The sequence below is a fragment of the Vannielia sp. SX4 genome, assembly GCF_052828525.1.
The window spans coordinates 3,872,545-3,894,773 of sequence record NZ_CM128247.1 but is presented as its reverse complement, the minus strand read 5'-3'; the positions used below and the strand labels follow the sequence as shown (position 1 = coordinate 3,894,773).

Genomic DNA, 22,229 nt, shown 5'->3' with positions numbered 1-22,229 from the left:
AGGGTTGCGGGCGGCCGGGCGCAGAAGGATAGTGGGCTGACCAGAAGGATAGGAAGGACCCCGATGAGCGATTTCAGCGTGGACTGGGTGCAGTCATTCATTGACGCCTTGCCCTATTCGAAGGCGCTCGGGATGCGGGCCGACGAGGTTTCGGAGGGGCGGGTGAGCATTTCGATGCCCTATGCAGAGGCATTGGCGGGCGATGGGGAAGTGCTGCACGGGGGTGCGATCTCAGCGCTGATGGATACCACCAGCGGCACGGCGGTGATGACGCTGCCGAAGGGGCTGGGCACGGCCACGCTCGACCTTCGCATCGATTATATGCGCGCCGCCACGCCGGGACAGCGGGTTCGGGCCTCGGCGGAGTGCTACCATATCACCCGCACGGTGGTGTTCGTGCGCACGACCGCGTGGGACGAAGATGAGAGCAAGCCGGTCGCCACGGCGGCGGGGGCCTTTACCTATGGCCACATGCGTGCTCCGCGCACGCCGGAGGAGATGCAGGCGGCGATGCAGGCGCTGGCAACCCGTCAGAAGGAGCTGGGCCAATGAAAACGCCGGAACCCGTGCAGGTGATCAAGGAGCGGCGAGACACGGCGCTGAACGCGCTGGTGGGCGGCATCAACTTTGTTCAGTTCCTTGGTATCCGGTTCGACCGCAAGGGCGATGAACTGACCGCCGTGCTGCCCTATGACCAAAAGCTGATCGGCAACCCGATGCTGCCCGCGCTCCACGGCGGGGCGACGGCGGGCTTTTTGGAAGTGGCGGCGGTGGTGCAGCTCGCATGGCAGGAGCTTTGGGGCCAGATCGAAGGCGGGCCGTTCGACCCGGAGCGCTTTGCCGCCGAGGGCCGCCCGCGCCTGCCGAAGACCATCGACTTCTCAGTCGATTACCTGCGCGCGGGCCTGCCGCGCGATGCCTACGCCCGTGCAAGGGTCAACCGCTCCGGGCGGCGCTATGCCTCTGTTCACGTCGAGGCGTGGCAGGACAACGTGAACCGCCCCTTTGCTCAAGCCACCGGCCATTTCTTGATGCCGCAGCCAAAGCAAGATGACGACCCAAGCGGCGGCTGAGGCGGTTGCGGCGGGCAAGCCCGTCACTCACCGGCGCATTCTGCATATCGCGGTTCCGATCGTGATCTCCAACGCCACGGTGCCGATCCTCGGCGCGGTGGACACCGGCGTGGTCGGCCAGCTCGGCGACCCGGTGCCGATTGGCGCGGTTGGGATCGGGGCGATCATCCTGACGGCGATCTACTGGGCCTTCGGCTTCCTGAGGATGGGCACGGTGGGGCTGACGAGCCAGGCCGAGGGGGCGGGCGATGCGGCGGAGGTTGCGGCCCTGCTGGTACGCGCACTGCTCATCGCGGCGGCGGGCGGGGCGCTGCTGATCGTGCTGCAATACCCGCTTTTCGAGGGCGGCTTCGCGCTCTCGCCTGCCAGCCCGGAGGTGGAGGAGGCCGCGCGGAGCTACATGGCCATTCGGGTCTGGTCGGCGCCGGGGGCGATTGCGGTGTACGGCCTGACAGGCTGGCTCATTGCAAAGGAGCGCACGCGCGGTGTGCTGGTGATCCAGCTCTGGATGAACCTGACCAACATCGCGCTCGACTTCCTTTTCGTGCTGGGCTTCGGATGGGGCGTGGAAGGGGTGGCGCTGGCCACCTTCGTCGCCGAATGGTCGGGCGCCGGGCTGGGCCTGTGGCTCTGCCGCGATGCCTTTGCAGGCGGTTATTGGAAAGACCGCGCGCTGGTGTTCGACCGGGTCCGACTGCTGCACATGGCCACCGTCAACACGAACATCCTGCTGCGGACGTTGATGCTGAACGTGATCTTCGTCTCCTTCCTCTTTCTCGGTGCCCGCTTTGGCGACGTGAAGCTGGCGGCGAACCAGATCCTGCTGCAATTCCTCTACATCACCTCCTACGCGCTCGACGGTTTTGCCTTTGCGGCGGAGGTCTTCATCGGGCAGGCCTATGGGCGCAGAAGCTCGGCAGCGGTGCGGCGCGGGGCGGTGATGACGAGCCTCTGGGGTGGAGGAACCGGCGTGGTGCTGGGGTTGGCCTTTCTGGCGTTGGGGCCGTGGATCATCGATGTGATGACCAACGCGCCGGGGGTGCGGGAGGCAGCGCGGGCGCATTTGGGGTGGATGGTGCTGGCGCCGTTCGTGGGCGCAGCGGCATGGATGCTCGATGGCATCTACATCGGCGCGACCCGGAGCCGCGACATGCGCAACCTGATGTTCCTGTCGCTGCTCTGCTACGGCGCGGCGGTGGCCGTGCTGATCCCGCTGATGGGCAACCACGGGGTCTGGGCGGCGCTGCTGGTGAGCTTTGCGGCGCGCGGCGTGTTCATGGGGTGGCGCTACCCGGCGCTGGAGCGGGAGGCGGCGGGGTAGGGGAGCTGCGTCGCGCCCGGCTCTGTGCGGATCGCCTCAGGTGAGGATCGACAGCACGTTTTCTGGCGGGCGGCCGATGGCGGCCTTGCCGTTGAAGAACACGATCGGGCGCTCGATGATGATCGGGTCGGCGGCCATGGCGGCGAAGAGCATATCCTGCGGCGTGTCGTCCGAGAGCGCCTTGGCAGGCTCCTCCTTGCGGCGGATCATGGCGAGCGGACCCACGCCCAGCTCGGCGGCGGCGCGCTCCAGCTCTTCGGCATCGGGCGGGTTTTGCAAGTAGAGCCGCACCTCGGGGGTGTAGCCCTTGTTTTCCAGCAGTTTCAGGGTTTCGCGCGACTTGGAGCAGCGCGGGTTGTGCCAGATGACGGGGTTGCTCATAGCCATGCCTCTCTGTCGGTGCCGATGGCCTGAGAGATATGAGTGTAGCCGCGCGCGGCAAGGATATCGTCGAGGCCACGGGCGATGCGGGCGGCGAGGCTGATGCCGTGGTAGACCATCGCGGTGTAGAGTTGCACGGCGGAGGCCCCGGCGGTGATCTTGGTGAAGGCCTCTTCGGCAGTGCTGATGCCGCCGACGCCGATGAGCGGGATCTGCCCCTCGGTGGCGCGGGAGAGGCGGGCCAGCACGCGGGTGGATTTTTCGAAGAGAGGCGCGCCGGAGAGGCCGCCGGTTTCGCCCGCATGGGGGCTGTGCAACCCGTCGCGGCTGAGCGTGGTGTTGGTGGCGATGATCGCATCAACCCCGGTGCTGCGGGCGACGAGGGCAATATCCTCGATCTCCTGCGCCTCCAGATCGGGGGCAATCTTGAGGAACACCGGAATCGGCCGCTCCAGCGCGTTGCGGGCGGCGATGACGCCGTTCAGCAAGGCGGTGAGCGCGTCGGCGCCTTGCAGGTCGCGCAGCTTTTCGGTGTTGGGGCTGCTCACGTTGACGGTGGCGAAATCGAGATGTGCGCCGCAGCGGCTGAGCACGGTGGCAAAATCGGCGGCGCGGTCTGCGCTGTCCTTGTTGGCGCCGAGGTTGAGGCCGATGGGGAAGCCTTGTGGCCGGGCCTCGAGCCGGGCGGCCATAGCCTCCATCCCCTCGTTGTTGAAGCCGAAGCGGTTGATCGCGGCCCGATCCTTGTTGAGCCGGAACAGGCGGGGCTTCGGGTTGCCGGGCTGCGGGCGGGGCGTGATCGCACCCAGCTCGATGAAGCCGAAGCCTGCGCGGGCGAGCGGGTGCATCGCGGTGCCGTTCTTGTCAAACCCCGCTGCCAGCCCAACCGGGTTGGGCAGGGCAAGGCCCGCCAATTCGATGGCAAGCCGGGGCGACGTAACTGGGCCGGGCAGGGGGGCGAAGGGGCTGTGCAGGGCCTTGAGAGCGAGGCCGTGAGCGCGCTCCGGGTCCAGCCTGCGGAGCGCGGTCAGGCCCAGTTGCTCGATCAGGCTCACAGCACGCCTTCGGGGAAGATATGGCCTGCCTGCCCAAGCGGCAGGGACTTGTCCCAGACCACCTCGGAGAGCGCGAGCCGCCGGTAGAGGTGCGGAAAGAGCGCGCCGCCGCGGGAGGGCTCCCACTTGAGGGCATCGCCGAGCGCATCGGGGTCGAAGGAGACCAGCACGAGGTCCGACTCTTCGGAGAAATGCTTAGCGGCGGTCTCCACAACCTGCGCGGAGGTGGAAAAGTGGATGAAACCATCGGCCACATCGACGGGGGCACCATCCGTCAGGCCGGCAGCGCGGAAGGCGTCCCACTCGGGGCGGCGAAAGATCTTGTAGATCAGCATGGGTCGGGGATGCCCCGGAACGCGGCGAGGGTCAAGCAGAGCCGCGGGTAGCATGGGAGCGAGCGGAGGCATGAGGGGTGACCTAGGGGCATGGGCTGGCGCGACAGGTCCGGTCTTTGCCAGATGCCCGGAGAGGTGAGGAAAGACGCAGCGTTCCCCCTTTGACTCTCGGGGTGCGGGGGGCCAACATCGGGCAATAATCCAACCGGGAGCTAATCAAAAATGTCCTCCAAGATCCTCTCCTCCGTGGCCGCGCTGGCGCTGACAGCCGGGGCTGCCTCTGCCGAGTATTCGCTGACCATTCTCCACACCAACGACTTTCACGCGCGCTTCGAGCCGATCTCCAAGTACGACGGCCCGTGCTCGGTGGAAGACAACGATGCCGGTGAGTGCTTTGGTGGTTCCGCCCGCCTGATGACAGCGATGCAGGATGCCAAGGCGCGGTCCAACAACTGGATCCTCGTGGATGGCGGTGACCAGTTTCAGGGCACGCTCTTTTACACCTATTACAAGGGCAAGCTCGCTGCCGAGATGATGAACCAGATGGGCTACACGGCGATGACCGTGGGCAACCACGAGTTCGACGATGGCCCCGAGGTGCTTGCGGGCTTCATCGACGCGGTCGAGTTTCCGGTTCTGATGTCGAACGCCGATGTGTCGGGCGAGCCGCTGCTGGCCGATGCGATCATGAAGAGCACGGTGATCGAGCAGGGTGGCGAGAAGATTGGCCTCATCGGCCTTACCCCACAGGACACCGATGAGCTGGCCTCTCCCGGCCCCAACGTGATCTTCACCGCGCCGGTGGATGCCGTGCAGGGCGAGGTCGACAAGCTGACCGAAGAGGGCGTGAACAAGATCATCGTTCTCTCGCACTCGGGCTACGTGATCGACCAGAAAGTGGCCGAGGGCACCACGGGTGTTGACGTGATCGTGGGCGGCCACTCCAACACCCTGCTGGGCAAGATGGATGGCGCCGAAGGCCCATATCCGACCGTGGTGAACGGCGTGCAGATCGTGCAGGCCTATGCCTACGGCAAGTTCCTTGGCGAGCTGAATGTGACCTTCGATGACGACGGTGTCGTGACCAAGGCAGTGGGTGCGCCCATCGTGATGAGCGGCGAAGTGGTCGAGGACGAGGCCACCAAGGAACGCATCGCCGAGGCCGCCCAGCCGCTGGAAGAAATCCGCAACCGCGTGGTGGCCGAGGCTGCCGAAGCTATCGAGGGCAACCGCGACGTTTGCCGGGCCGAAGAATGCTCGATGGGCAATCTCGTGGCCGACGCGATGCTCGACCGGGTGAAGGATCAGGGTATCTCCATCGCCATCGCCAACTCGGGCGGTCTGCGCGCCTCGATCGACGCGGGCGAGGTGACTATGGGCGAAGTGCTTACAGTGCTGCCGTTCCAGAACACGCTCTCGACCTTCCAGGTCTCCGGGGCCGTGGTTAAAGACGCTCTTGAGAATGGCGTGAGCCAGGTTGAAGAGGGAGCGGGCCGCTTCCCGCAGGTTGCCGGCCTGAAGTTCGCCTTCGATGCCGCCGCCGAGCCGGGCAGCCGCGTGTCGGACGTGATGGTGCAGGAAGGTGAGGAGTGGCTGCCGCTCGACGCCGAAAAGACCTATGGCCTCGTGTCCAACAACTACGTCCGCAATGGCGGCGACGGCTACAAGATGTTCGTGGATGCCGAGAACGCGTATGACTTCGGGCCGGACCTTGCCGATGTGACCGCCGAGTACATCGCCGAGAACGCGCCCTACACGCCCTACACCGATGGGCGGATCACCAAGAAGTAAGCCGGTTCAGGCTACGGAAAGGGCGCTCTTCGGGGCGCCCTTTTTGGTTGGGGAGGTAGAGGTATGTGTTTGGTTTGGGCGCGTGCAGCATTCCACTGCGCGAGACACCACAGAGCAGGCTGCGGCATTTGCCTTCACGCGCGAGTGGCGAAGTCAGGGACGGCGGCGGATGATTTCTGGGGTAGATTTTGGTCCACCGCTGTGGCGTCGGCGGAGCAGTGCGAAATAGAGCACGGTGCAGAAACACAAAGACCCGAGAACCCAATAAAACATGTTAAAAACCCACGACTTGACCTAACTCAACCCAAGGGTGCGCGCAGGCGGGTCGCATTGCAAGACGTTAGGTCAACTCACCCCCGTCATCGGCGGTGTGACGCCAATTCGCAACGAAGTAGTTAACAAAGTAGGCTCAAAAGTTAACGCTCACGCCGAGGACGTTAACGCACCGAGCGAGGAGGACTGCATGGAAGGGCGCTGCACCTGCGGAGAAATCCGCTATCGGCTGACTGACAAGCCGCTGTTTACCCATTGCTGCCACTGCACATGGTGCCAGCGCGAAACAGGCTCGGCCTTTGTGCTGAACGCGATGATCGAGGGCGCCTGCGTGGAGGTGCATCACGGCGCGCCTGAAGCGGTTGTGACACCGTCGGCCAGTGGCAGAGGGCAGATCATCCATCGCTGCCCGCGCTGCAAGGTGGCGCTCTGGAGCCATTACTCTGGCGCAGGCGAGCTGATTGCCTTTGTCCGGGTCGGCACGCTGGAGGAGGCTGCACAGGTGCCGCCCGACATTCACATATTCACCGAAACAAAACTGTCTTGGGTGGTGATCCCCGAAGGCGTGCCGGTGATGAAGGAGTTCTATCGCCGATCGGAGCATTGGCCCGATTGGGCGCTGGAACGGCGCGACAGGGCACTGGCGCACCGGATGTGAGGCTCAGAGGCCGCCGCGCAGGCCCTTCTTGCACTCCGCCGGGCCGCGCGCCGATTGCGAATATGCGGTGACGCCGCAGGTCTCGCAGCGGAACTCCTTCAACGCGCCGGAGCCGCCCACGGGTGACCAGCGGCATTTGCGGCGGCGGAAAACGCGGTTGGCGAGCGGGTCGAGCCTGTTGCTCAGTTCGGCCCGCGCCCGGTTGCGGCCCCAGTTCCACCAGATGAAGAGGCCAATGACGACGAGGGCGGAGATGACGATGGGCATGGGGCTGGCGCTGATCCTGTGCTGCTTGGCGCGAACTTAGCCAGAGGTCGGGCGGGGCACAACGCGGCGAGGGCCATCGGGCAGGGTGACGGTGACGGTGGCACCCTCGGGCAGGTCGCGGGGTAGCATGCCGTGGGCGATGTTGATCTCGAGACGTCGGGAATGCGCCATCTCGAAGAGCGTGCCGACCTCGGCGCCATCCAGCAGCAGAGGCAGGGGATGGGCATTGCCCTCCACCGGCGCGCCCTCAATCTCCAGCATGCGCCGCTCGCGGGTCCAGCCCTCTGCCTTGATCCGCTCCAGCGCCGCGCGGCCGATGAAGTCATGGCCCGCATCAAGGTTCACCATCGCGCCGAAGCCCATCTCGAAGGGGTTGGCGGGCTGGCACTGGCGTCGCATGTCGGCCCCGTAGGAGATGAGACCGCTCTCCAGGCGCTCTGTGTCATTCGGCGCGCCCGGGCCGATCCCAAAAGGCTGGCCTGCTGCCTTGACCCGTTGCCACAGTTCGACGCCTTTGCTGCCGTCCCGCAGGTAAAGCTCGACTCCGCCCTGCTTGGACCAGCCAGAGCGGGCGACGACGAGCGGGATGCCCTCCAGCTCCACCTCGCGGAAGCCGAAGAAGGGCAACTCGCGAACCCAGCCGCCCAGTAGGGCCTCCGCCACATCCATCGCCTTCGGCCCCTGAATGGCGAGCGGGGAGACATCGGGCTCGGAGACCTGCACATCCATGCCACTCTCGCGGGCGACGGCCAGCGCCCAGAGGTGCATGTCGCTGTCGGCGACGGAGAGCCAGAAGTGATCTTCGGCCAGTTTGAGCAGCACAGGGTCGTTGATGAGCCAGCCGTGATGGTCGCAGATCGGCACGTAGCGACCGCGGCCGACCTTCATGCCGTCGAGATCCCGCGGGGTGAGGCGCTGGGCGAGGCGGGCGGCATCCGGGCCTTTTAGCTCTACCTGCCGCTGGGCGGCGACATCCCACATCGCCACGCCGTTGAGCAGCCGTTCGTACTCGGCCTCGGGGTCGCCGAAGTGGCCGGGGATGAACATGTGGTTGTAGACCGAGAAGCCTTGTACCCCGTCGGCCACCGTGGCCTCGAAATAGGGGGATTTGCGGATGTTGGGGCCGATGTGGAGGGCATAGGGCATGGCGGGCGTCCTGCTGGGCGGTTTCGGCGGGGATAGCCCCGGGCGCGGGTTGGCTGCAAGCCGGGGCTTTTCCGCCGGGCGCAAAGGGCTAGATTGGGCGCATGGACCACGCGTTGATCGACCTCATCACCGCCAAGATACGCGCCGCAGAAGCGGAGGGGCAGTTTGATGATCTGCCGGGCGCGGGCAAGCCGCTGCCTGCCTGCGACGACCCGGAGAACGCGGTGATGAACCGAATCCTGAAGGAGAATGGCGGGGTGCCTGAATTCGTCTCGCTTTCGCGCGAGCTGGCTCGGCTGCGGGAAGAACTGCGCGAGACCGGCGACCGCACCCGGCGGGCCGAGATCGTGAAGGAAATGTCTTTAACAGAGGCGAAGATCGAGATCGCCCGCCGCCGGGGTTAGGCCCATGTGCGGGCGCTTCGCTATCACCCTGCCGGATGACGCGATGGCGCAGCTCTTCGGGGCGCTGCCGGGCAATGACCTGCCGGAGGTGCCGCGCTTCAACGTTTGCCCCACCACGCCGGTGGCGACGGTGGTGAGCGGCGAGGGGGCACGGCGGTTGAGGCCAATGCGCTGGGGGTTCATCCCGCATTGGTACAAGAGCCCCACGGACGGGCCGCTGCTGATCAATGCGCGCGCCGAGACGGTAGCCGAGAAGCCCGCCTTCAGGGCGGCATGCCGTGAGCGTCGCTGCATTGTCCCGGCGAGCGGGTTCTACGAATGGACGAAGGACGCCGAGGGCAATCGCCTGCCCTGGTACATCACCCGCACCGACGGTGCGCCGATGGCCTTTGCCGCGATCTGGCAGGATTGGTCGCTCGAGGGGGAGGACAAGGTGGACGGGCCGACCTGCGCCATCGTGACCTGCGCCGCGACCCACGAGATGGCAGAGATTCATCACCGCACGCCGGTGATCCTGGAGCCGGACGACTGGGCCAAATGGCTGGGCGAAGAGGGCAAGGGGGCCGCCGCGCTGATGCAGCCGCCGGACGAGGGCGTGGTGCGCATGTGGCGGGTCGATCCGAAGGTCAACTCGAACCGCGCCACCGGAGAGGCGCTGGTGGAGCCGCTCTGAGCAATGCGTGTGCCACGGCACAAGGGCCGCGCTCCGGGGGAGGCGGCCCTGCATTGTCTTGCACGCTAGGCGGCGATCAGTTGTTGCTGTTGCCGTTGTTCTCGGCGGCTTCGAAGTAGATCTCGCCCTCGTCGAACTCGCCGTTTGCGTTGGTGTCGGCAATGTCGATGCCTTCTTCGATCACACCGTCGAACGGGTCGTCGCCTTCGCCCTCGGAGTAGTCCTCGAACTGGTCTTCATCGAGCTTGTACTCGAGGCTCATCCACTCGTGGACCATGAAGACCACGGCCACGCCAGCGGGGATCGGGCCGGTGGACCAGGTTTCATCCTGCGACCAGACGACATGCGAGCCTTCGTCATCGTTGGTGAACTGAACGTAGTCACCGGGTTCTGCATAGACCACCGGCGGCATCAGGTCGTTGTCGAAGATGGTCACTTCATGGACCTCCGCCGTGGCGGCGGAACCGGCGGAGAGCGCCGCGGCGAGGGCGGCGTAAGTCACGGTTTTGCGCAGCATCGGAGCCTCCTTGAACTGCGAATGGGCCCCAACCCGGGGGTATCACACCCGTTTCTGCCTCTGAAATCGGGCCAAACCATGGCCGCGCGGGGGCGAAAACCGTGACATTTTTGGGTTAATTTTCAGCACAGACGAGGGCGAGGCCTGGGATTCCGTGCCCATCGGCGCCGGTATCGAGGCTGAGCGCGTCTTCAAAGTTCTGCCGCGCCAGCCGGGCGTGCTCGCGGCCGAGGGCCTCGGCGCGGCTGCCCTCGCGGGCGGTGACGGCGGCCAGCATCGCGCGGTGCTGGCTCTGGGCGATGATCAGCGAGCGGCGAAAGGCCAGTTGCGCCGCCTGCGAGCCTAGAAAGGCGGAGGGCGAGGCGAGGGGCTGGCGGTGGGCGCGCAGCAGCTCACGCTCCATCAGCGGCGAGCCGGGCAGGCGGGCGAGCGCGGCGTGAAAGCGGGCGTTCAGCGTGGCGTAGCGCTCGAAGTCGAGCGCCTGTGCGCCTGGGGTGATGACCTCTTCGATGGCCTCTACGCTGGCCTCTGCCTCTGCCAGCGCATCGGGATCCGGGCCGCGCTCTGCCGCCAGCCGCAGGGCCATGCCCTCGAGCACGCCGCGCAGCTCGATGGCATCGGCCACATCGGCTCGGGTGAGGGCGCGCACCGTGCAGCGGCCCGAGGCGCTGCGCTCCAGCAGTCCTTCTTCGACCAGCAGGGCCATCGCTTCACGAGTGGGCGTGCGCGACATGCCCAGCATCTCGGCGGCTGCCGTCTCCGAAAGGTGCATTCCACTGGGCAGGGCGCCTGAGAGAATACGGTCTCGCAGGTCGCGCGTGGCGTGGTCGATCGTTCTGGGCTTGTTGCCGTCTGGCATTGGAGTTCTCCCCCGTTTCCACCTGAACGGTATACTGTTAAGGGGCATTTCCCAAGTGGTAATCACATTTTTCTGGTATTATCGCCACAACGGTATACAGTTTGAGGCAATTCGGGCGAGTCGGAGGGGCTGCCCGCTTGGGAGGACATGATGAGCAATACAGCAACCGACGTGCAGGCAGCTGGCAAACCGGTGCCGGTGGATGAAACCATCACACTGGAGGCCCTGAGCCGCGATCCCTATCCGATTTACGAGCGGCTCCGGCGGGAGACGCCGGTGGTGCGGGTGCCGAAGATGAACCGCATCCTGCTGACCAAGTGGGCCGACACGAAGTATGTGAAGGACAACCCGCAGATCTTTTCATCAAACGATCCGATCACGCCGATGCACCGGGCTTTCCGCGCGCATACGCTGATGCGCAAGGACGGCGAGGCGCACAAGTGCGAGCGGATGGCGATGCAGGGAGCGTTCAGCCCCAAGGTCATCACCCAGGATTGGGTGCCGCGCTACCAGCAGGTGGCGGAGGAGTATCTCGACCGGCTGCCCAAGGGTGAGGTGGTCGATCTCTTCCCGATGCTCGCCGCCCCGTATGCGGCCCGCGGCCTTGCGGTGCTGCTGGGCACCGAAGAGGCGAGCGACGAAGAGATGATCCGCTGGAGCCAGTCACTGATCGATGGCGCAGGCAACTTCGGCGAGGACGAGGCGATCTTTGCACGTTCGGAAGCCGCCAATGACGAGATGGACGCGCTCTTCACCCGCATCGAGGCGCGGCACAAGGAGAGCCCGAACAACTCGGCCTTCTCGGTGATGTTGAACGCCGAGAACCCGATTCCGCTCAGCCAGATCTGGGCAAACATCAAGATCGCCATCGGCGGCGGCATCAACGAGCCGCGCGACGCGCTGTGCACCATTCTCTGCGGTCTGCTGACCAACCCGGACCAGCTTGAGCAGGTGAAGGCGAATGGCGACTGGGTGAAGGCCTTTGAGGAAGGGGTGCGCTGGGTCGCTCCGATCTCGGTTTCGGGCCGCTACGTTCTGGAGGATACCGAGATCCGGGGCTTCCACATTCCAGCCAAGAGCACGGTGATGACTTGCCAGGCCTCGGCCAACTGGGATGAAGAGGTGTTTGAGGACGGCCACCTGTTCAACGTCTATCGCAAGGACAACCCGCACCAGAGCTTCGGCAATGGCCCGCACTTCTGCCAGGGCACCCATGTGGCCCGCCGGGCAGTGGGGCAGGTGATGCTGCCGATGATTTTCGAGAAATACCCGAACATCCGGCTGGCCGAGCCGGAGGATGTCAGATGGGGTGGCTGGGGCTTTCGCGGTCCGCTCAACCTGCCGGTGGTGCTGTAGGTCGGGACAGGTCCCGGCCTACAGCACCGCAGCGATGGCCTCGGCGGCAGGGGGGATCGTGGCATCCGTCAGGCCGGCGAGGTTGATGCGGCTGTCTTCGACCATGTAGAGCCCATGCTCCTTGCGCAGGGTCAGCACCTGCTCGGTGCTCAGACCCAGCACGGTGAACATGCCCTTGTGCGACTGAAGGAAGCCAAAGCGATCTGACCCGGTGAGGCGGCGCAGCTCGCCTGCAAGCGCGGTGCGGTTCTCCTTCATCCGGGCGCGCATACCATCGAGTTCGTCCTGCCAGTCGGCGCGCAGGCCGGTGTCCGTCAGAATGGTGGTGACGACGCGGGCGCCGTGATCGGGCGGGAAAGCGTAGTTCTGTCGGTTGAGCCAGGCGAGGGCGGCGTGGGTCATGTCACGCGCCTTGGGGTCCGCGCAGGGGGCCAGCACGCAGCCGACCCGCTCCCGGTAGAGGCCGAAGTTCTTGGAGGCGGAGACGGTGATGATGGTCTCGGGCAGGGCGGCAACCATGGTGCGCAGCCCGGAGACATCGGCTTCCACCCCATCGCCGAAGCCTTGGTAGGCGAGATCGACGAAAGGAGTGAGGCCGCGCTCGGCCAGCAGCTTGGTGAGAGCCGCCCAGTCCTGCGCCTTCATGTCGGCGCCGGTGGGGTTGTGGCAGCAGCCGTGGAGCAGCACCACATCGCCCGGCGCGGCCTTGGCGAGATCGGCCAGCATGCCGTCGGCGTCCACGCCGCCGGTCTCGGCATCGTAGTAGCGATAATCGGCGCGGGGGATGCCCAGCGTATCGAGGATAGAGCCGTGGTTGATCCAGGAGGGATCCGGCAGCCAGATCCGCCGCTGCGGGTTGCCCGCGAGCTTCATCAACTCGAACCCCTGCCGCACCGCGCCGGTGCCGCCGGGGGTGCCACAGGCGGCGAAAGGCATGGTCTCGGCCAGATCGCCGAGCACGAGGCCGGCCATGGCGCGGTGGAAGGCCGGGTCGCCCGCCAGCCCGACGTAGCCCTTGCTTTCCTGTGTTTCGATCAGGCGTTGCTCGGCCTGTTTGACGGCGGAGAAGATCGGCGTGCGGCCATCGGCATCGTGATAGACGCCGACGCCGAGGTCGATCTTGCCGACGCGCGGGTCGTCGGCGAAGAGCTTCATAAGGCGGAGGATCTTGTCTTCTTCGCGGGGCGGGATGGATTCGAGCATTCAGGCACTCCGGTTCGGTTGCGCGACGGTGGCGCAAGCATGCGGCGGCGGCAAGAGGGGGCGGGGCGAGCCCTGCCCGTGAGCGTCAACGCCCGGTTTCGATGCCGAGGTCGTCGTAGAGGCCCCATTCGGCCCAGCTGCCATCGTAGAGCGCGTGGCGTGGGTGGCCCAGCACCTCGAGCCCGAGTGACAGCACGGCGGCTGTCACGCCGGAGCCGCAGGAGGTGATCACCGGCTTGGCGAGGTCAACACCGGCATCTTCGAAGGCATCGCGCAGCTCCTGGCCACGTTTCATTGTCTTATCAGCCTTCAGCAGGTTGCCGAAGGGCACGTTGCGGGCGCCGGGGATGTGCCCGGCGCGGAGGCCCTCGCGCGGCTCGGGGGCCTCACCGGCAAAGCGCTCGGGCGCACGGGCATCCACGATCTGCCAGTCGCCCAGCTTGGAGGCGGCGGCGACCTGGGTGACATCCTTCACCATATCGGCCTGGCGTTGCACGGTCATGTGCCGGTCGCGAACGATGGGGGCCATATCCTCCACCTCGCGCTCCTCGGCCTGCCACTTGGGGAAACCGCCGTCGAGCACGGCCACGTCCTGCTTGCCCATCAGCCGGAAGAGCCACCAGACCCGCGCGGCCGAGAACAGGCCCGCGCCGTCGTAGACCACGACCTGATGCCCGTCGCCCACGCCCATTGCCCGCATGCGCGACATGAACTTTTCGACCGGCGGGGCCATGTGAGGCAGCTCGGAGCGGGCGTCTGAAATCTCGTCGATATCGAAGAAGCGCGCGCCTGGGATATGGGCGGCGTCATACTCTGCCTTGGCGTCGCGGTTCATCGCCGGCAGATACCATGAGGCATCGAGCACCCGCAGGTCGGGGTCTTTCAGGTGTTGGGCGAGCCAGTCGGTGGAGACCAGCGTTTTCGGATCGTCGGACATGGGAATACCCCCTCTCGCGTCGCTGGCGTTGCTAGCCGGAAGGCGCGGGGCTGGCAAGTGGTGCCACAGTCAGGCGGCGGTGCGGGCAGGGGCGCGCGCAAGCAGAAGCAGCAGCCCGAAGCCGACCATCGTGGCGCCTGAAGCCCGTTGCAGCCAGTGCATCCGGCTGGCGGCAAGGCGGGCGGCGAAACGGCCTGCGGTGGCATAGGCGGCGACTGCGCAGGCCTCCAGCGCGAGGAATAGTCCGCCGAGCAGGGCGTAGTCGGGCCAGTAGCTCTCGGGGCGGACGAATTGCGGAAAGAAGGCGGCGAAGATCAGGATGGCCTTGGGGTTGCCGAGTGCCACCAGCCCTTCGCGGCGGGCGGCGCGGGCAAGGCTGGGGGCAGGGCGGGCCAGTGCGTGGTTGTCGGGCCGGGTGCGCAGAAGCTTGATCCCGAGCCAGACGAGATAGGCCGCGCCCGCGAGTTTGACGGCGGTGAAGGCGGCGGCGGAGACCGTGAGCAACAACCCGAGGCCAAGGGCGGAGGCGGCGATCATCGGCGCGAACACCGCGAGCCGGGCCAGAGCGGCCAGAAAGGCAAACCGGATGCCCCGCTCGGCCCCATGGGTCAGGGCCAGCAGGTTGGACGGCCCGAAGGTGAGGTTGAGTGCGAAACAGGCGGGGATGAAGAAGGCGAGATCCATGAGCCGCAAGCTGCGCCGGAGCGGGCCGCTGCGCAAGGCTGAAGAGTGAGCGTTTTGCGAGACAGGGCCTCGATTGAGGCCGTCCCGTCAGCCGCCCTGCTTCAGCAGCCGCTGTTTCTGGCGGTTCCAGTCGCGCTTGGCGGCGGTATCGCGCTTGTCGGCGTTCTTCTTGCCCTTGGCGATGCCGATCTTCATCTTCGCGATGCCGCGATGGTTGAAGTAGAGCACCAGTGGCACGAGGGTCATGCCTTTGCGCTGGGTGTCGTTCCAGAGCCGGGCCAGCTCCTTCTTGGAGCAGAGCAGCTTGCGGCGGCGGCGCTCCTCATGGCCGAAGGTCTTGGCCTTGTCGTAGGGCGCGATGTAGCCGTTCACCAGCCAGAGCTCGCCATTTTCGACGGCGGCGTAGCTCTCGTTGATCTGGCTGGAGTTCTCGCGCAGCGACTTCACCTCCGAGCCTTCCAGCACGATGCCGACCTCGAGATCTTCCTCGATGGCATAGTCGTGCCGGGCCCGCCGGTTCTCGGCGATCACCCTGTAGTTCGGATTGTCGTCTTTCTTGGCCATGGGGGAGGGATATAGGGGCTGGGTCGCCTGTGGGGAAGGGGAGTCGGGAGAAGTCCCGGCCTAGGCGGGGGTGTCGACAGTTTCGATCCAGGGTTTGATGTCGATGACGGGGGTGCCGTCGAAAGCATCGGTGGCGTCGATCCGGACCGTGGTGCCCTCAATTGCCTCGATCCGCACGCAGCCGAGCGCCACGGGGTTGGGCCGGGCGGGGGAGCGCAGGGCGAAGGTGCCGCGTGGGCCATCGGCGTGGCGGGGGCGCTGCACGAGCAGGTCGCGGCGGGCTTCACCTGTCCAATAGAGCAGCATGATCCAGTCGCCGGGGTTCAGGCCAGTTAGGGCTGGGGTAAAATCCGGCTTCAGCTCGATCCGGGCATTGCCGCCACCCTGCTCCCGCGCCAGACGCAGGTTCTTTGGGGCCGTGCCCTCGCGCCAGTCGGAGCGGATCACCCCGATGAAATGCAGACCGGCGTCGGGGCGGTCGGCCGGGTCGAAACCCAGCCGCTCTTCGCCCTCGCGGGGCGGCTTCAGTTCAGAATCCCGGCAAAGCGCATGGCGTCTTCGATCTGGTTCTTCACGAAGTCCGAGACCTGCACATGCGGGCGGCGCACGCTCTCGTCGCAGCGGCCCAGCAGCGACAGCCCGTATTTGGCGCCGCAGAGGCCCGGCTCGGCAAAGATCGCGCGGTGCAGCGGGATCAGCCGGTCTTGGTACTCCAGCGCTTTGGGGTAGTCGCCCGCCAGGGTGGCCGCCTGCATCTCGGCGCAGAGCCGGGGGGCCACGTTGGCGGTGACGGAGATGCAGCCCACGCCGCCCATGGCGTTGTAGCCTACCGCCGTCGGGTCTTCACCCGAGAGCTGGATGAACTTGGGGCCGCACATCTGCCGGGTGATGGCCACGCGGGCCAGGTCGGCGGTGGCATCTTTCACGCCTACGATGTTGGGGTTCTTCGACAGCTCGGCCATGGTGCCGGGCAGCATGTCGATCACCGAGCGGGGCGGGATGTTGTAGATGATGATCGGAAGCCCGACCTCGGCGGCGGCTTCGAAATGGGCGATCAGCCCGGCCTGGGTGGGCTTATTGTAGTAGGGCGTGACGACCAGCGCCGCATCGGCGCCTGCGCTCTTGGCAGCCTCGACCAGCCGCACCGTCTCGCGGGTGGAGTTGGAGCCTGCGCCCGCAACCACCGGCACCCGGCCTGCCGCGGCCTTCACGCAGGCGGCGACGACTGCATCGTGCTCGTCATGGGTCAGCGTGGGGCTCTCGCCGGTGGTGCCAACGGGCACGAGACCGGAGGAGCCCTCTTCGATCTGCCAGTTCACGAGGGCCTCGAAGGCCTCGAGGTCAAGCTCGCCGTCCTTGAAGGGGGTCACCAGCGCTGGAAGCGATCCGTGGAACATGTTGAGCCCTCCTCTCTTGCGGCCATTTTCCCAACTCCGGCGGAGCTATAGAGCCAGCGCGGGGCAATGCCAAGTTGTTGTATTGTTCATCAAGGTTGAGGCGCTACACTTGGCGCAACCGCCCTTTGCCTGCTCCGGAGCTTGCCTGAGCCATGTCTCGTCTTGTCTTGTCGCTTCTTGCCGCCGCCTGGCTGCTGGCCTGGCCGGTAGCCCATGCGCAGGCGGCGGACCCCTCGCCCGAGGAGGGGCCGGAGGTGGTGCAGGGCGTGGCGCTGGAGTTGGATGAGGAGGGCGAGGTGGAGGCCGCGCCCGAAGCCGATGCTGCCCCGGAAGAGGAGCAGGAGGAACGCCCGCTGCCGCGCGCCGAGGCGCTGGAAGGGGTGGAGCTGGCGGCCAAGGCACCGCCCGCGCGGCCCAAGCAGGCCGGGCCGTTCACCCTGATGATGCGCGCGCTGGAGCGGGGCGATTGGGGGCAGGCGAGCTTTCAGGCCAAGCAGCAAAGCGGCGCTATGGAGCGCTATGCCCATTGGGCCAAGCTGCGCGGCGGCGGCGGCAGCTTTGAGGAATACGTCGACTTCATCCGCGATCACCCGGGCTGGCCCTCGATGGAGTATATCCACGACCGGGGCGAGGCCTCGATTGGCCGGGGCGAAGACCCGGGCAAGGTGGTTGCTTACTTCGGCGACAAGATCCCCGAAACCGGCCTCGGCGTGCAGCGCCTGATCGAGGCCCATGAGGCGCGCGGCGAAGATGGGGATGCCGCCGCGCTGGCGGTGCTGGCGTGGCGCACGCGCACGCTGAATAGCGAGGTCGAGAGCGCCCTGCTCGAGCGATTCTCCGAGGTGCTGGAGCCGCACCACGAAGCCCGGCTCGATGACCTGCTCTGGCGTGATAGCCGCACCGCGGCCCTGCGTCAGATGGGCCGGGTCGGCGAGGACTGGCAGAAACTTGCCGAGGCTCGCATGGCCCTGCGCACCCGCGCGGCCGGTGTGGACGCCAAGATCGAGGCCGTGCCCGAGGCGTTGCAAGACAACGCGGGCCTTGTCTGGGAGCGGTACAACTGGCGCCTGCGCAAGGGGCTGCACGAGGGCGCCGAGGAGCTGATGGCGGAACGCTCGACCTCTGCCGAGGCGCTGGGGCGGGCCGAGATGTGGTCCAACTACCGGCGGATCTATGCCCGGAGCCAGCTACGCGAGGGCAATGTGGCCGCCGCCTATGCGCTGGCTTCGAGACACTTTCTGGCCGATGGCTCGGATTATGCCGATCTGGAGTGGCTCTCCGGCTGGATCGCGCTGCGCTTTCTGAAAGACCCTGAGCTGGCGCTTTGGCACTTTGAGCGCTTCGGCGAGGCGGTCGAAACGCCGATCAGTCTTGGTCGCGCGGGTTACTGGCTGGGGCGGGCCTATACCGATCTGGGAGATGCCGAGAAGGCGCGGGACGCCTATGCCTTCGGCGCGCAGTACCAGACCAGCTACTACGGCCTCCTCGCCGCCGAGGCTGCGGGCCTGCCGATGGACGTGACCCTCACGGGGCGCGAGGAGTTTCCGCCGCTGGACGAGACCAGCATTGGAAACTCCGAGGTACTGGCCGTTGGGCTGAAGATGATCGAGGAAGGGGAGGCAAACGAGGCCGAACGCTTTCTGACCCATCTGGGCGGCACTTTGGAACGGAACGATGTGGGCAGCCTCGGGGCGCTGATGATCAAGCGCGGGGAGGTTCATCTGGCGCTGAAAATCGCGAAGAGCGCAGCGCGCAACGGCATCACCATTCCGGCGGCTTACTACCCGCTGCATGAAATGGCCAAGACCGACTGGCCGGTGGCGCCCGAGCTTGCGCTCTCCATCGCGCGGCGGGAGAGCGAGTTTGACCCGGTGGTGATCAGCCCGGCTGGCGCGCGCGGCCTGATGCAGCTGATGCCCGGCACGGCCAAGGACATGGCTGGCGAGCTGAAGATCCGTTACGACGCCGGCAAGCTGACCCAAGACCCGGTTTACAATGCACAGCTTGGCACCGCCTACTTGGCCGGGCTGATCGAGATTTTCGGGGATGCGCCGGTGCTGGTTTCGGTGGGCTATAACGCGGGGCCGGGGCGCGCGGTTAACTGGGTGAGCGATCGGGGCGATCCGCGTTATCCCGGCGTCGATGTGGTCGACTGGATTGAGATGATCCCCTTCCGCGAAACCCGCAACTACGTGATGCGTGTGACCGAGAGCATCCCGGTCTACCGCGCCCGGCTGACCGGCCGGGTCGAGGCGCTGGAGTTCACCAAGCTGCTGCACGGCTCGGCGAACTGACGGCCCGTTCTCAGGCCTCCAGCGGGCCGAAGAAACCAGTGATCCGCGTCAGCAGGCCAGTCCGAGGCTCCCATTCCACCACATCGATGCTGCCAACGAGCAGGGTCTCTTTGCCATCGCGGAGGTTCCAGCCGAAGCGGGCGTGGGTGTGGTGCGCGTCGACCTTCGTGCAACGGGAGATCACCGCCTCGGGCCGCGCGGCAGTGACTTGGGCGATGTGGTCGGAGAGCGCAGGGATGCCGGCAAGCGCCACCATCGGGTCGGCGTAGCGGATGTCGGCTGCCACACAGCGGGAGAGTGCGGCGCGGCGGGCGGCGGTTTCCATCACCGCCCAGCAGGCGCAATAGGCGTCGATCGTGGCGGCGAGAGCGGAGGCCTCGCCGCCCTCGGTCACCCGGCGACCTGTTCGCGCAGCACCGAGGCGGTGAGCGAGATCATCAGGTAGATGCCCGCAAAGATCAGCAGCGCGAGCGCGGTGTTCTCGAAGGCGCGCGGGTAGGTGGCTTCGTCGGGCGCAATTGGCGTGACGCCTAGCGAGAGGTAGCGCACCTGCCGGTTGGCCTCGATCCGTGCGGTCTCGAGCTGGGCGGCGGCCTGCTGGAGCAGTAGTTGCCGGGTGGCAAGATCGGCCTCTGCAATGCGCAACTCGCCGGTGATCCGGGCCAGCGAGGCGTTGCCATCGGTGGTCTCTGTCATCGAGGCGCGCAGGCTGGCGACAAGGGCCTTGAGCCGCGAGATATCGCCCTCCAGCGCCCGCACACGGGCCTGATTGGGCCGGGTGTTTGCGAGCTGCTGCTGAAGGTCGAGCTCCTTCTGACGCAGCTCAACCTCGAACTGGGTGATCTGGGTCATCAGCGAGCCGCTCTCGCTCACCGGATCGAGCACGCCGAGCTGCTCCTGCAATTCGAGTACGCGCTTTTGCGCGGCGAGCACCTTGGCCTCCGCCTCGTCGAAGCTGGCGCGCGCGCCCTTCATCTGGTCTTCGCGCAGGCGCTGGGTCAGCTGATCGACCTGCTCCTCGGCATAGCCCAGCAGCGCCTCGGAGAACTCTTGGCTCTTCTCGGGGCTGGCGGCGATGACCTCCATCTTCAGGATGCCCTCGGTCGGGTCATAGCCGATTTTCACATTGCGCTGGTAGAGCCTGTAGGCGGCCTCATCCGTCGCGCCGTCTTCGAGCCGTTGGATCGGGTCGATGAAGCCTTGCTCGAAGTGCTGTTTGAAGCCGTGGTCGGCATCCAGCCGTTTCATGGCGGCGCGGCTGGCGAGGTAGCTCTGCACTGTCGTGCTGTCTTGCTGGGTAGCAAAGCTGGTGCCCTGGAACAGGCCGCCAAGGCCTGCGGAGGCCGCGGGTTCGGCCTGCTGAATCACGAACTCGGACTTGGTGGCAAAGAGCGGCGTGGCCAGCACGTAGTAATACCACCCGGCGATGAAGGCCGGCAGCAGCACGAAGAAGGCCAGCCGGGTGAACAGCAGCATCGACTTGCGGCGGCGGCGGCGGGCGATGTCACGCTGGATTCGGCCGATCTCGCTGGCCCGCTGATCGGAGGTGTTGAGCACCGGGCCGGGCACGGGGGATTGCTGCGGCACGGCAACATCGGTGCCGGGCTGGCGGGCGACCTGCGGCAGGTTGGGCGTGGCGCCGCCACCCTGACCGCCGCCCGCGCCCTGCGCCTTGGCGTTGTTCTGGACCAGTTCGAGCATCGCCGAGCGCTGGAACGGGTCAATCCCGCGGTCGCGCAACTGTTTCACGGCGTCGAAGTCGGAGGTTGGCGTCAGCCCGTGCTTTTGCGCGACGCGGCGCGCCATGCGCAACTGGCGCCCGGTAAGGCCCTCCTTGCGGATGTCGGCGATGGTCTGCTCGCTCTTGGCGGAGGCGGCGCTTTGCACCTCGCCGGACTGGGCCGAAGCCTCGCCCGCGCCGGATTGTTTTTCGGCGGCAGCGGAGCCGGGCATGGCCTCGGCGCCGAAGCCATCTTCGTGCATGTCGGGGGAGGCGGCCTCCATCATCGCCACGTCTTCATCGACGGGCGGCTGGGGTGTGGTATTGGGTGTGCCCTTGGGCGCAGAACCGGCGGGCGAAACAGCACTGGGTGCCGCTGCGGGCTGCTGCGCGGCAGGCGTTTCGGCAACGGGAGGGGCGACCTTGCGGGCGGTGGCACCCTCGGTCGCGGCCATCGCCTGACCGGGGGTCAGGGGGCCGTCCCGGCGAATGCGGAACCTGCTAGCCTTGGGCTTGGTAGTCATAGAGCCTCTTCGCCTCTTCCAGCGTTTCAAACATGTGGAACTGCCCGTCGCGCAGCACCGCCGCCGAGCGGCAGAACTTTTCCAGCGTGCCCGCCTGATGCGAGACGATGATGACGGTGGTATCCTTCAGCCGTTCCCGCAGGATCGAGCCTGCGCGGCGGTTGAACTCCACATCCGTTGTCGAGGGCATGCCCTCGTCGATCAGGTACATGTCGAAGTCGAGCGCCAACATCAACGAGAAGCAGAAGCGCGCCCGCATGCCCTGGCTGTAGGTGCCGACCGGCATGTCGAAATACTCTTCGATCCCGCAGAGCCAGCGGCAGAAGGCCTCCACGTAATCGGGGTCGAGCCCGTAGAGGCGGGAGATGTAGCGGGCGTTCTCGGTGCCGGTGTGGCGGTTGACGACGCCCCCCATGAAGCCGAGCGGGAAGGAGATGCGGCAACCCCGGCGGATCTCGCCCTCATCCGGCTTTTCGAGCCCGGCCATCATGTTGATCAGAGTGGTCTTGCCCGTGCCGTTGGGGGCGAGGATGCCGAGCGAATTGCCGAGCTCGACCTGAAAGGACACGCGGTCAAGGATCACCTTGCGCTGCTTGCCCGTCCAGAAGGACTTGCTGACATTGGAGAATTCCAGCATTCGTCGCCTTTGGCTGCTCGTTTCTACACCTTAACGGCGCTTGATTAAGACTTTGGTATAGAGCGCCAGTTGGGCAGTATTATGTCGCCCAAAGCTGACGGTTTTCAACGGAATGTTGGTTAACCACGCGGCAAATGGGGCATCACTGTGGCGTGAGAGG

25 protein-coding genes are annotated in these 22,229 nt (G+C 66.3%); 9 read left to right on the top strand and 16 right to left on the bottom strand.

The window, feature by feature from the left end; genetic code table 11:
• Window positions 1-63 precede the first annotated feature (63 nt).
• Genes ACUXVX_RS19270 through ACUXVX_RS19260 form a run of 3 tightly spaced genes read left to right on the top strand, consistent with a single transcriptional unit; the run spans window position 64 to window position 2,394 of the window.
• Window positions 64-552, top strand: a complete 489-nt coding sequence (locus tag ACUXVX_RS19270; protein ID WP_222472068.1) for a PaaI family thioesterase — start codon at window positions 64-66, stop codon at window positions 550-552.
• Window positions 549-1,073, top strand: coding sequence for a PaaI family thioesterase (locus tag ACUXVX_RS19265; protein ID WP_222496505.1), 525 nt, complete (start codon window positions 549-551; stop codon window positions 1,071-1,073). The genes ACUXVX_RS19270 and ACUXVX_RS19265 overlap by 4 nt, the downstream gene beginning before the upstream one ends.
• Window positions 1,051-2,394: an MATE family efflux transporter gene (locus ACUXVX_RS19260; protein ID WP_446309558.1), complete on the top strand. Its 1,344-nt coding sequence runs from the start codon at window positions 1,051-1,053 to the stop codon at window positions 2,392-2,394. The genes ACUXVX_RS19265 and ACUXVX_RS19260 overlap by 23 nt, the downstream gene beginning before the upstream one ends.
• 36 nt (window positions 2,395-2,430) lie before the next feature.
• On the opposite strand, the gene arsC is transcribed toward ACUXVX_RS19260, so the two are convergent.
• From arsC to ACUXVX_RS19245, 3 genes are read right to left on the bottom strand one after another with little or no spacing between them, the layout of a single operon-like run.
• The gene (gene arsC, locus ACUXVX_RS19255) at window positions 2,431-2,775 is read right to left on the bottom strand and encodes an arsenate reductase (glutaredoxin) (RefSeq protein WP_446309557.1); all 345 of its coding nucleotides are present in this window, start codon (window positions 2,773-2,775) and stop codon (window positions 2,431-2,433) included.
• On the bottom strand, window positions 2,772-3,830 hold the full coding sequence (locus ACUXVX_RS19250; protein ID WP_446309556.1) for a quinone-dependent dihydroorotate dehydrogenase: 1,059 nt from the start codon (window positions 3,828-3,830) through the stop codon (window positions 2,772-2,774). Before ACUXVX_RS19250 ends, arsC begins: the two co-directional genes overlap by 4 nt.
• Complete coding sequence (locus ACUXVX_RS19245; protein WP_446309555.1) at window positions 3,827-4,165, bottom strand: DUF952 domain-containing protein; 339 nt, start codon at window positions 4,163-4,165, stop codon at window positions 3,827-3,829. Before ACUXVX_RS19245 ends, ACUXVX_RS19250 begins: the two co-directional genes overlap by 4 nt.
• Window positions 4,166-4,387: 222 nt before the next feature.
• Between ACUXVX_RS19245 and ACUXVX_RS19240 the strand changes: the two genes are divergently transcribed.
• Entirely contained in the window at window positions 4,388-5,956 is a 1,569-nt protein-coding gene (locus ACUXVX_RS19240; RefSeq protein WP_446309554.1) for a bifunctional metallophosphatase/5'-nucleotidase, read from the top strand.
• A 463-nt stretch (window positions 5,957-6,419) separates the two neighbouring features.
• Window positions 6,420-6,887 carry a GFA family protein gene (locus ACUXVX_RS19235; protein WP_446309553.1) on the top strand — a complete coding sequence of 156 codons (468 nt, stop codon included), beginning with the start codon at window positions 6,420-6,422 and terminating at the stop codon, window positions 6,885-6,887.
• A 3-nt stretch (window positions 6,888-6,890) separates the two neighbouring features.
• On the opposite strand, the gene ACUXVX_RS19230 is transcribed toward ACUXVX_RS19235, so the two are convergent.
• Window positions 6,891-7,154, bottom strand: a complete 264-nt coding sequence (locus tag ACUXVX_RS19230) for a hypothetical protein (protein ID WP_222472076.1) — start codon at window positions 7,152-7,154, stop codon at window positions 6,891-6,893.
• A gap of 36 nt (window positions 7,155-7,190) precedes the next feature.
• Window positions 7,191-8,300, bottom strand: a complete 1,110-nt coding sequence (locus ACUXVX_RS19225) for a glycine cleavage system protein T (protein ID WP_446309552.1) — start codon at window positions 8,298-8,300, stop codon at window positions 7,191-7,193.
• A gap of 101 nt (window positions 8,301-8,401) precedes the next feature.
• Here ACUXVX_RS19225 and ACUXVX_RS19220 point away from each other — a divergent pair, with 101 nt between their 5' ends.
• Complete coding sequence (locus tag ACUXVX_RS19220) at window positions 8,402-8,704, top strand: DnaJ family domain-containing protein (RefSeq protein WP_446309551.1); 303 nt, start codon at window positions 8,402-8,404, stop codon at window positions 8,702-8,704.
• Window positions 8,705-8,708: 4 nt separating this feature from the next.
• A complete protein-coding gene (locus ACUXVX_RS19215; protein WP_446309550.1) occupies window positions 8,709-9,377 on the top strand; it encodes an SOS response-associated peptidase in 669 nt (222 codons plus the stop codon).
• A gap of 76 nt (window positions 9,378-9,453) precedes the next feature.
• Here the strand turns inward: ACUXVX_RS19215 and ACUXVX_RS19210 are convergent, their stop codons facing one another.
• Window positions 9,454-9,894 (bottom strand): cupredoxin domain-containing protein, encoded by a 441-nt coding sequence (locus tag ACUXVX_RS19210; protein WP_446309549.1) that lies wholly within the window; start codon window positions 9,892-9,894, stop codon window positions 9,454-9,456.
• A 115-nt stretch (window positions 9,895-10,009) separates the two neighbouring features.
• A complete protein-coding gene (locus ACUXVX_RS19205; protein WP_446309548.1) occupies window positions 10,010-10,753 on the bottom strand; it encodes a GntR family transcriptional regulator in 744 nt (247 codons plus the stop codon).
• Between the two features lie 150 nt (window positions 10,754-10,903).
• On the opposite strand from ACUXVX_RS19205, the gene ACUXVX_RS19200 reads away from it, so the two are divergent.
• The gene (locus ACUXVX_RS19200) at window positions 10,904-12,109 is read left to right on the top strand and encodes a cytochrome P450 (protein ID WP_446309547.1); all 1,206 of its coding nucleotides are present in this window, start codon (window positions 10,904-10,906) and stop codon (window positions 12,107-12,109) included.
• Window positions 12,110-12,127: 18 nt separating this feature from the next.
• On the opposite strand, the gene ACUXVX_RS19195 is transcribed toward ACUXVX_RS19200, so the two are convergent.
• The 6 genes from ACUXVX_RS19195 to dapA all read right to left on the bottom strand — a co-directional run bounded on the left by ACUXVX_RS19195 (window position 12,128) and on the right by dapA (window position 16,894).
• Complete coding sequence (locus ACUXVX_RS19195; RefSeq protein ID WP_446309546.1) at window positions 12,128-13,312, bottom strand: amino acid aminotransferase; 1,185 nt, start codon at window positions 13,310-13,312, stop codon at window positions 12,128-12,130.
• A gap of 85 nt (window positions 13,313-13,397) precedes the next feature.
• Complete coding sequence (gene sseA / locus ACUXVX_RS19190) at window positions 13,398-14,249, bottom strand: 3-mercaptopyruvate sulfurtransferase (protein ID WP_446309545.1); 852 nt, start codon at window positions 14,247-14,249, stop codon at window positions 13,398-13,400.
• A 69-nt stretch (window positions 14,250-14,318) separates the two neighbouring features.
• Entirely contained in the window at window positions 14,319-14,933 is a 615-nt protein-coding gene (locus tag ACUXVX_RS19185; RefSeq protein ID WP_446309544.1) for a LysE family translocator, read from the bottom strand.
• A gap of 87 nt (window positions 14,934-15,020) precedes the next feature.
• Complete coding sequence (gene smpB / locus ACUXVX_RS19180) at window positions 15,021-15,497, bottom strand: SsrA-binding protein SmpB (RefSeq protein ID WP_446309543.1); 477 nt, start codon at window positions 15,495-15,497, stop codon at window positions 15,021-15,023.
• A 60-nt stretch (window positions 15,498-15,557) separates the two neighbouring features.
• Entirely contained in the window at window positions 15,558-15,944 is a 387-nt protein-coding gene (locus ACUXVX_RS19175) for a TrmO family methyltransferase domain-containing protein (protein ID WP_446309542.1), read from the bottom strand.
• Window positions 15,945-16,021: 77 nt separating this feature from the next.
• Complete coding sequence (dapA, locus tag ACUXVX_RS19170; protein WP_446309541.1) at window positions 16,022-16,894, bottom strand: 4-hydroxy-tetrahydrodipicolinate synthase; 873 nt, start codon at window positions 16,892-16,894, stop codon at window positions 16,022-16,024.
• A gap of 152 nt (window positions 16,895-17,046) precedes the next feature.
• On the opposite strand from dapA, the gene ACUXVX_RS19165 reads away from it, so the two are divergent.
• Window positions 17,047-19,188, top strand: coding sequence for a lytic transglycosylase domain-containing protein (locus tag ACUXVX_RS19165; protein WP_446309540.1), 2,142 nt, complete (start codon window positions 17,047-17,049; stop codon window positions 19,186-19,188).
• 10 nt (window positions 19,189-19,198) lie between these two features.
• Here ACUXVX_RS19165 and ACUXVX_RS19160 read toward each other — a convergent pair whose 3' ends face one another.
• Genes ACUXVX_RS19160 through ACUXVX_RS19150 form a run of 3 tightly spaced genes read right to left on the bottom strand, consistent with a single transcriptional unit; the run spans window position 19,199 to window position 22,069 of the window.
• Window positions 19,199-19,582: a hypothetical protein gene (locus tag ACUXVX_RS19160; protein WP_446309539.1), complete on the bottom strand. Its 384-nt coding sequence runs from the start codon at window positions 19,580-19,582 to the stop codon at window positions 19,199-19,201.
• Window positions 19,579-21,432, bottom strand: a complete 1,854-nt coding sequence (locus ACUXVX_RS19155) for a capsule biosynthesis protein (RefSeq protein WP_446309538.1) — start codon at window positions 21,430-21,432, stop codon at window positions 19,579-19,581. The genes ACUXVX_RS19160 and ACUXVX_RS19155 overlap by 4 nt, the downstream gene beginning before the upstream one ends.
• A complete protein-coding gene (locus ACUXVX_RS19150) occupies window positions 21,410-22,069 on the bottom strand; it encodes an ABC transporter ATP-binding protein (RefSeq protein ID WP_222472092.1) in 660 nt (219 codons plus the stop codon). The genes ACUXVX_RS19155 and ACUXVX_RS19150 overlap by 23 nt, the downstream gene beginning before the upstream one ends.
• Window positions 22,070-22,229 lie beyond the last annotated feature (160 nt).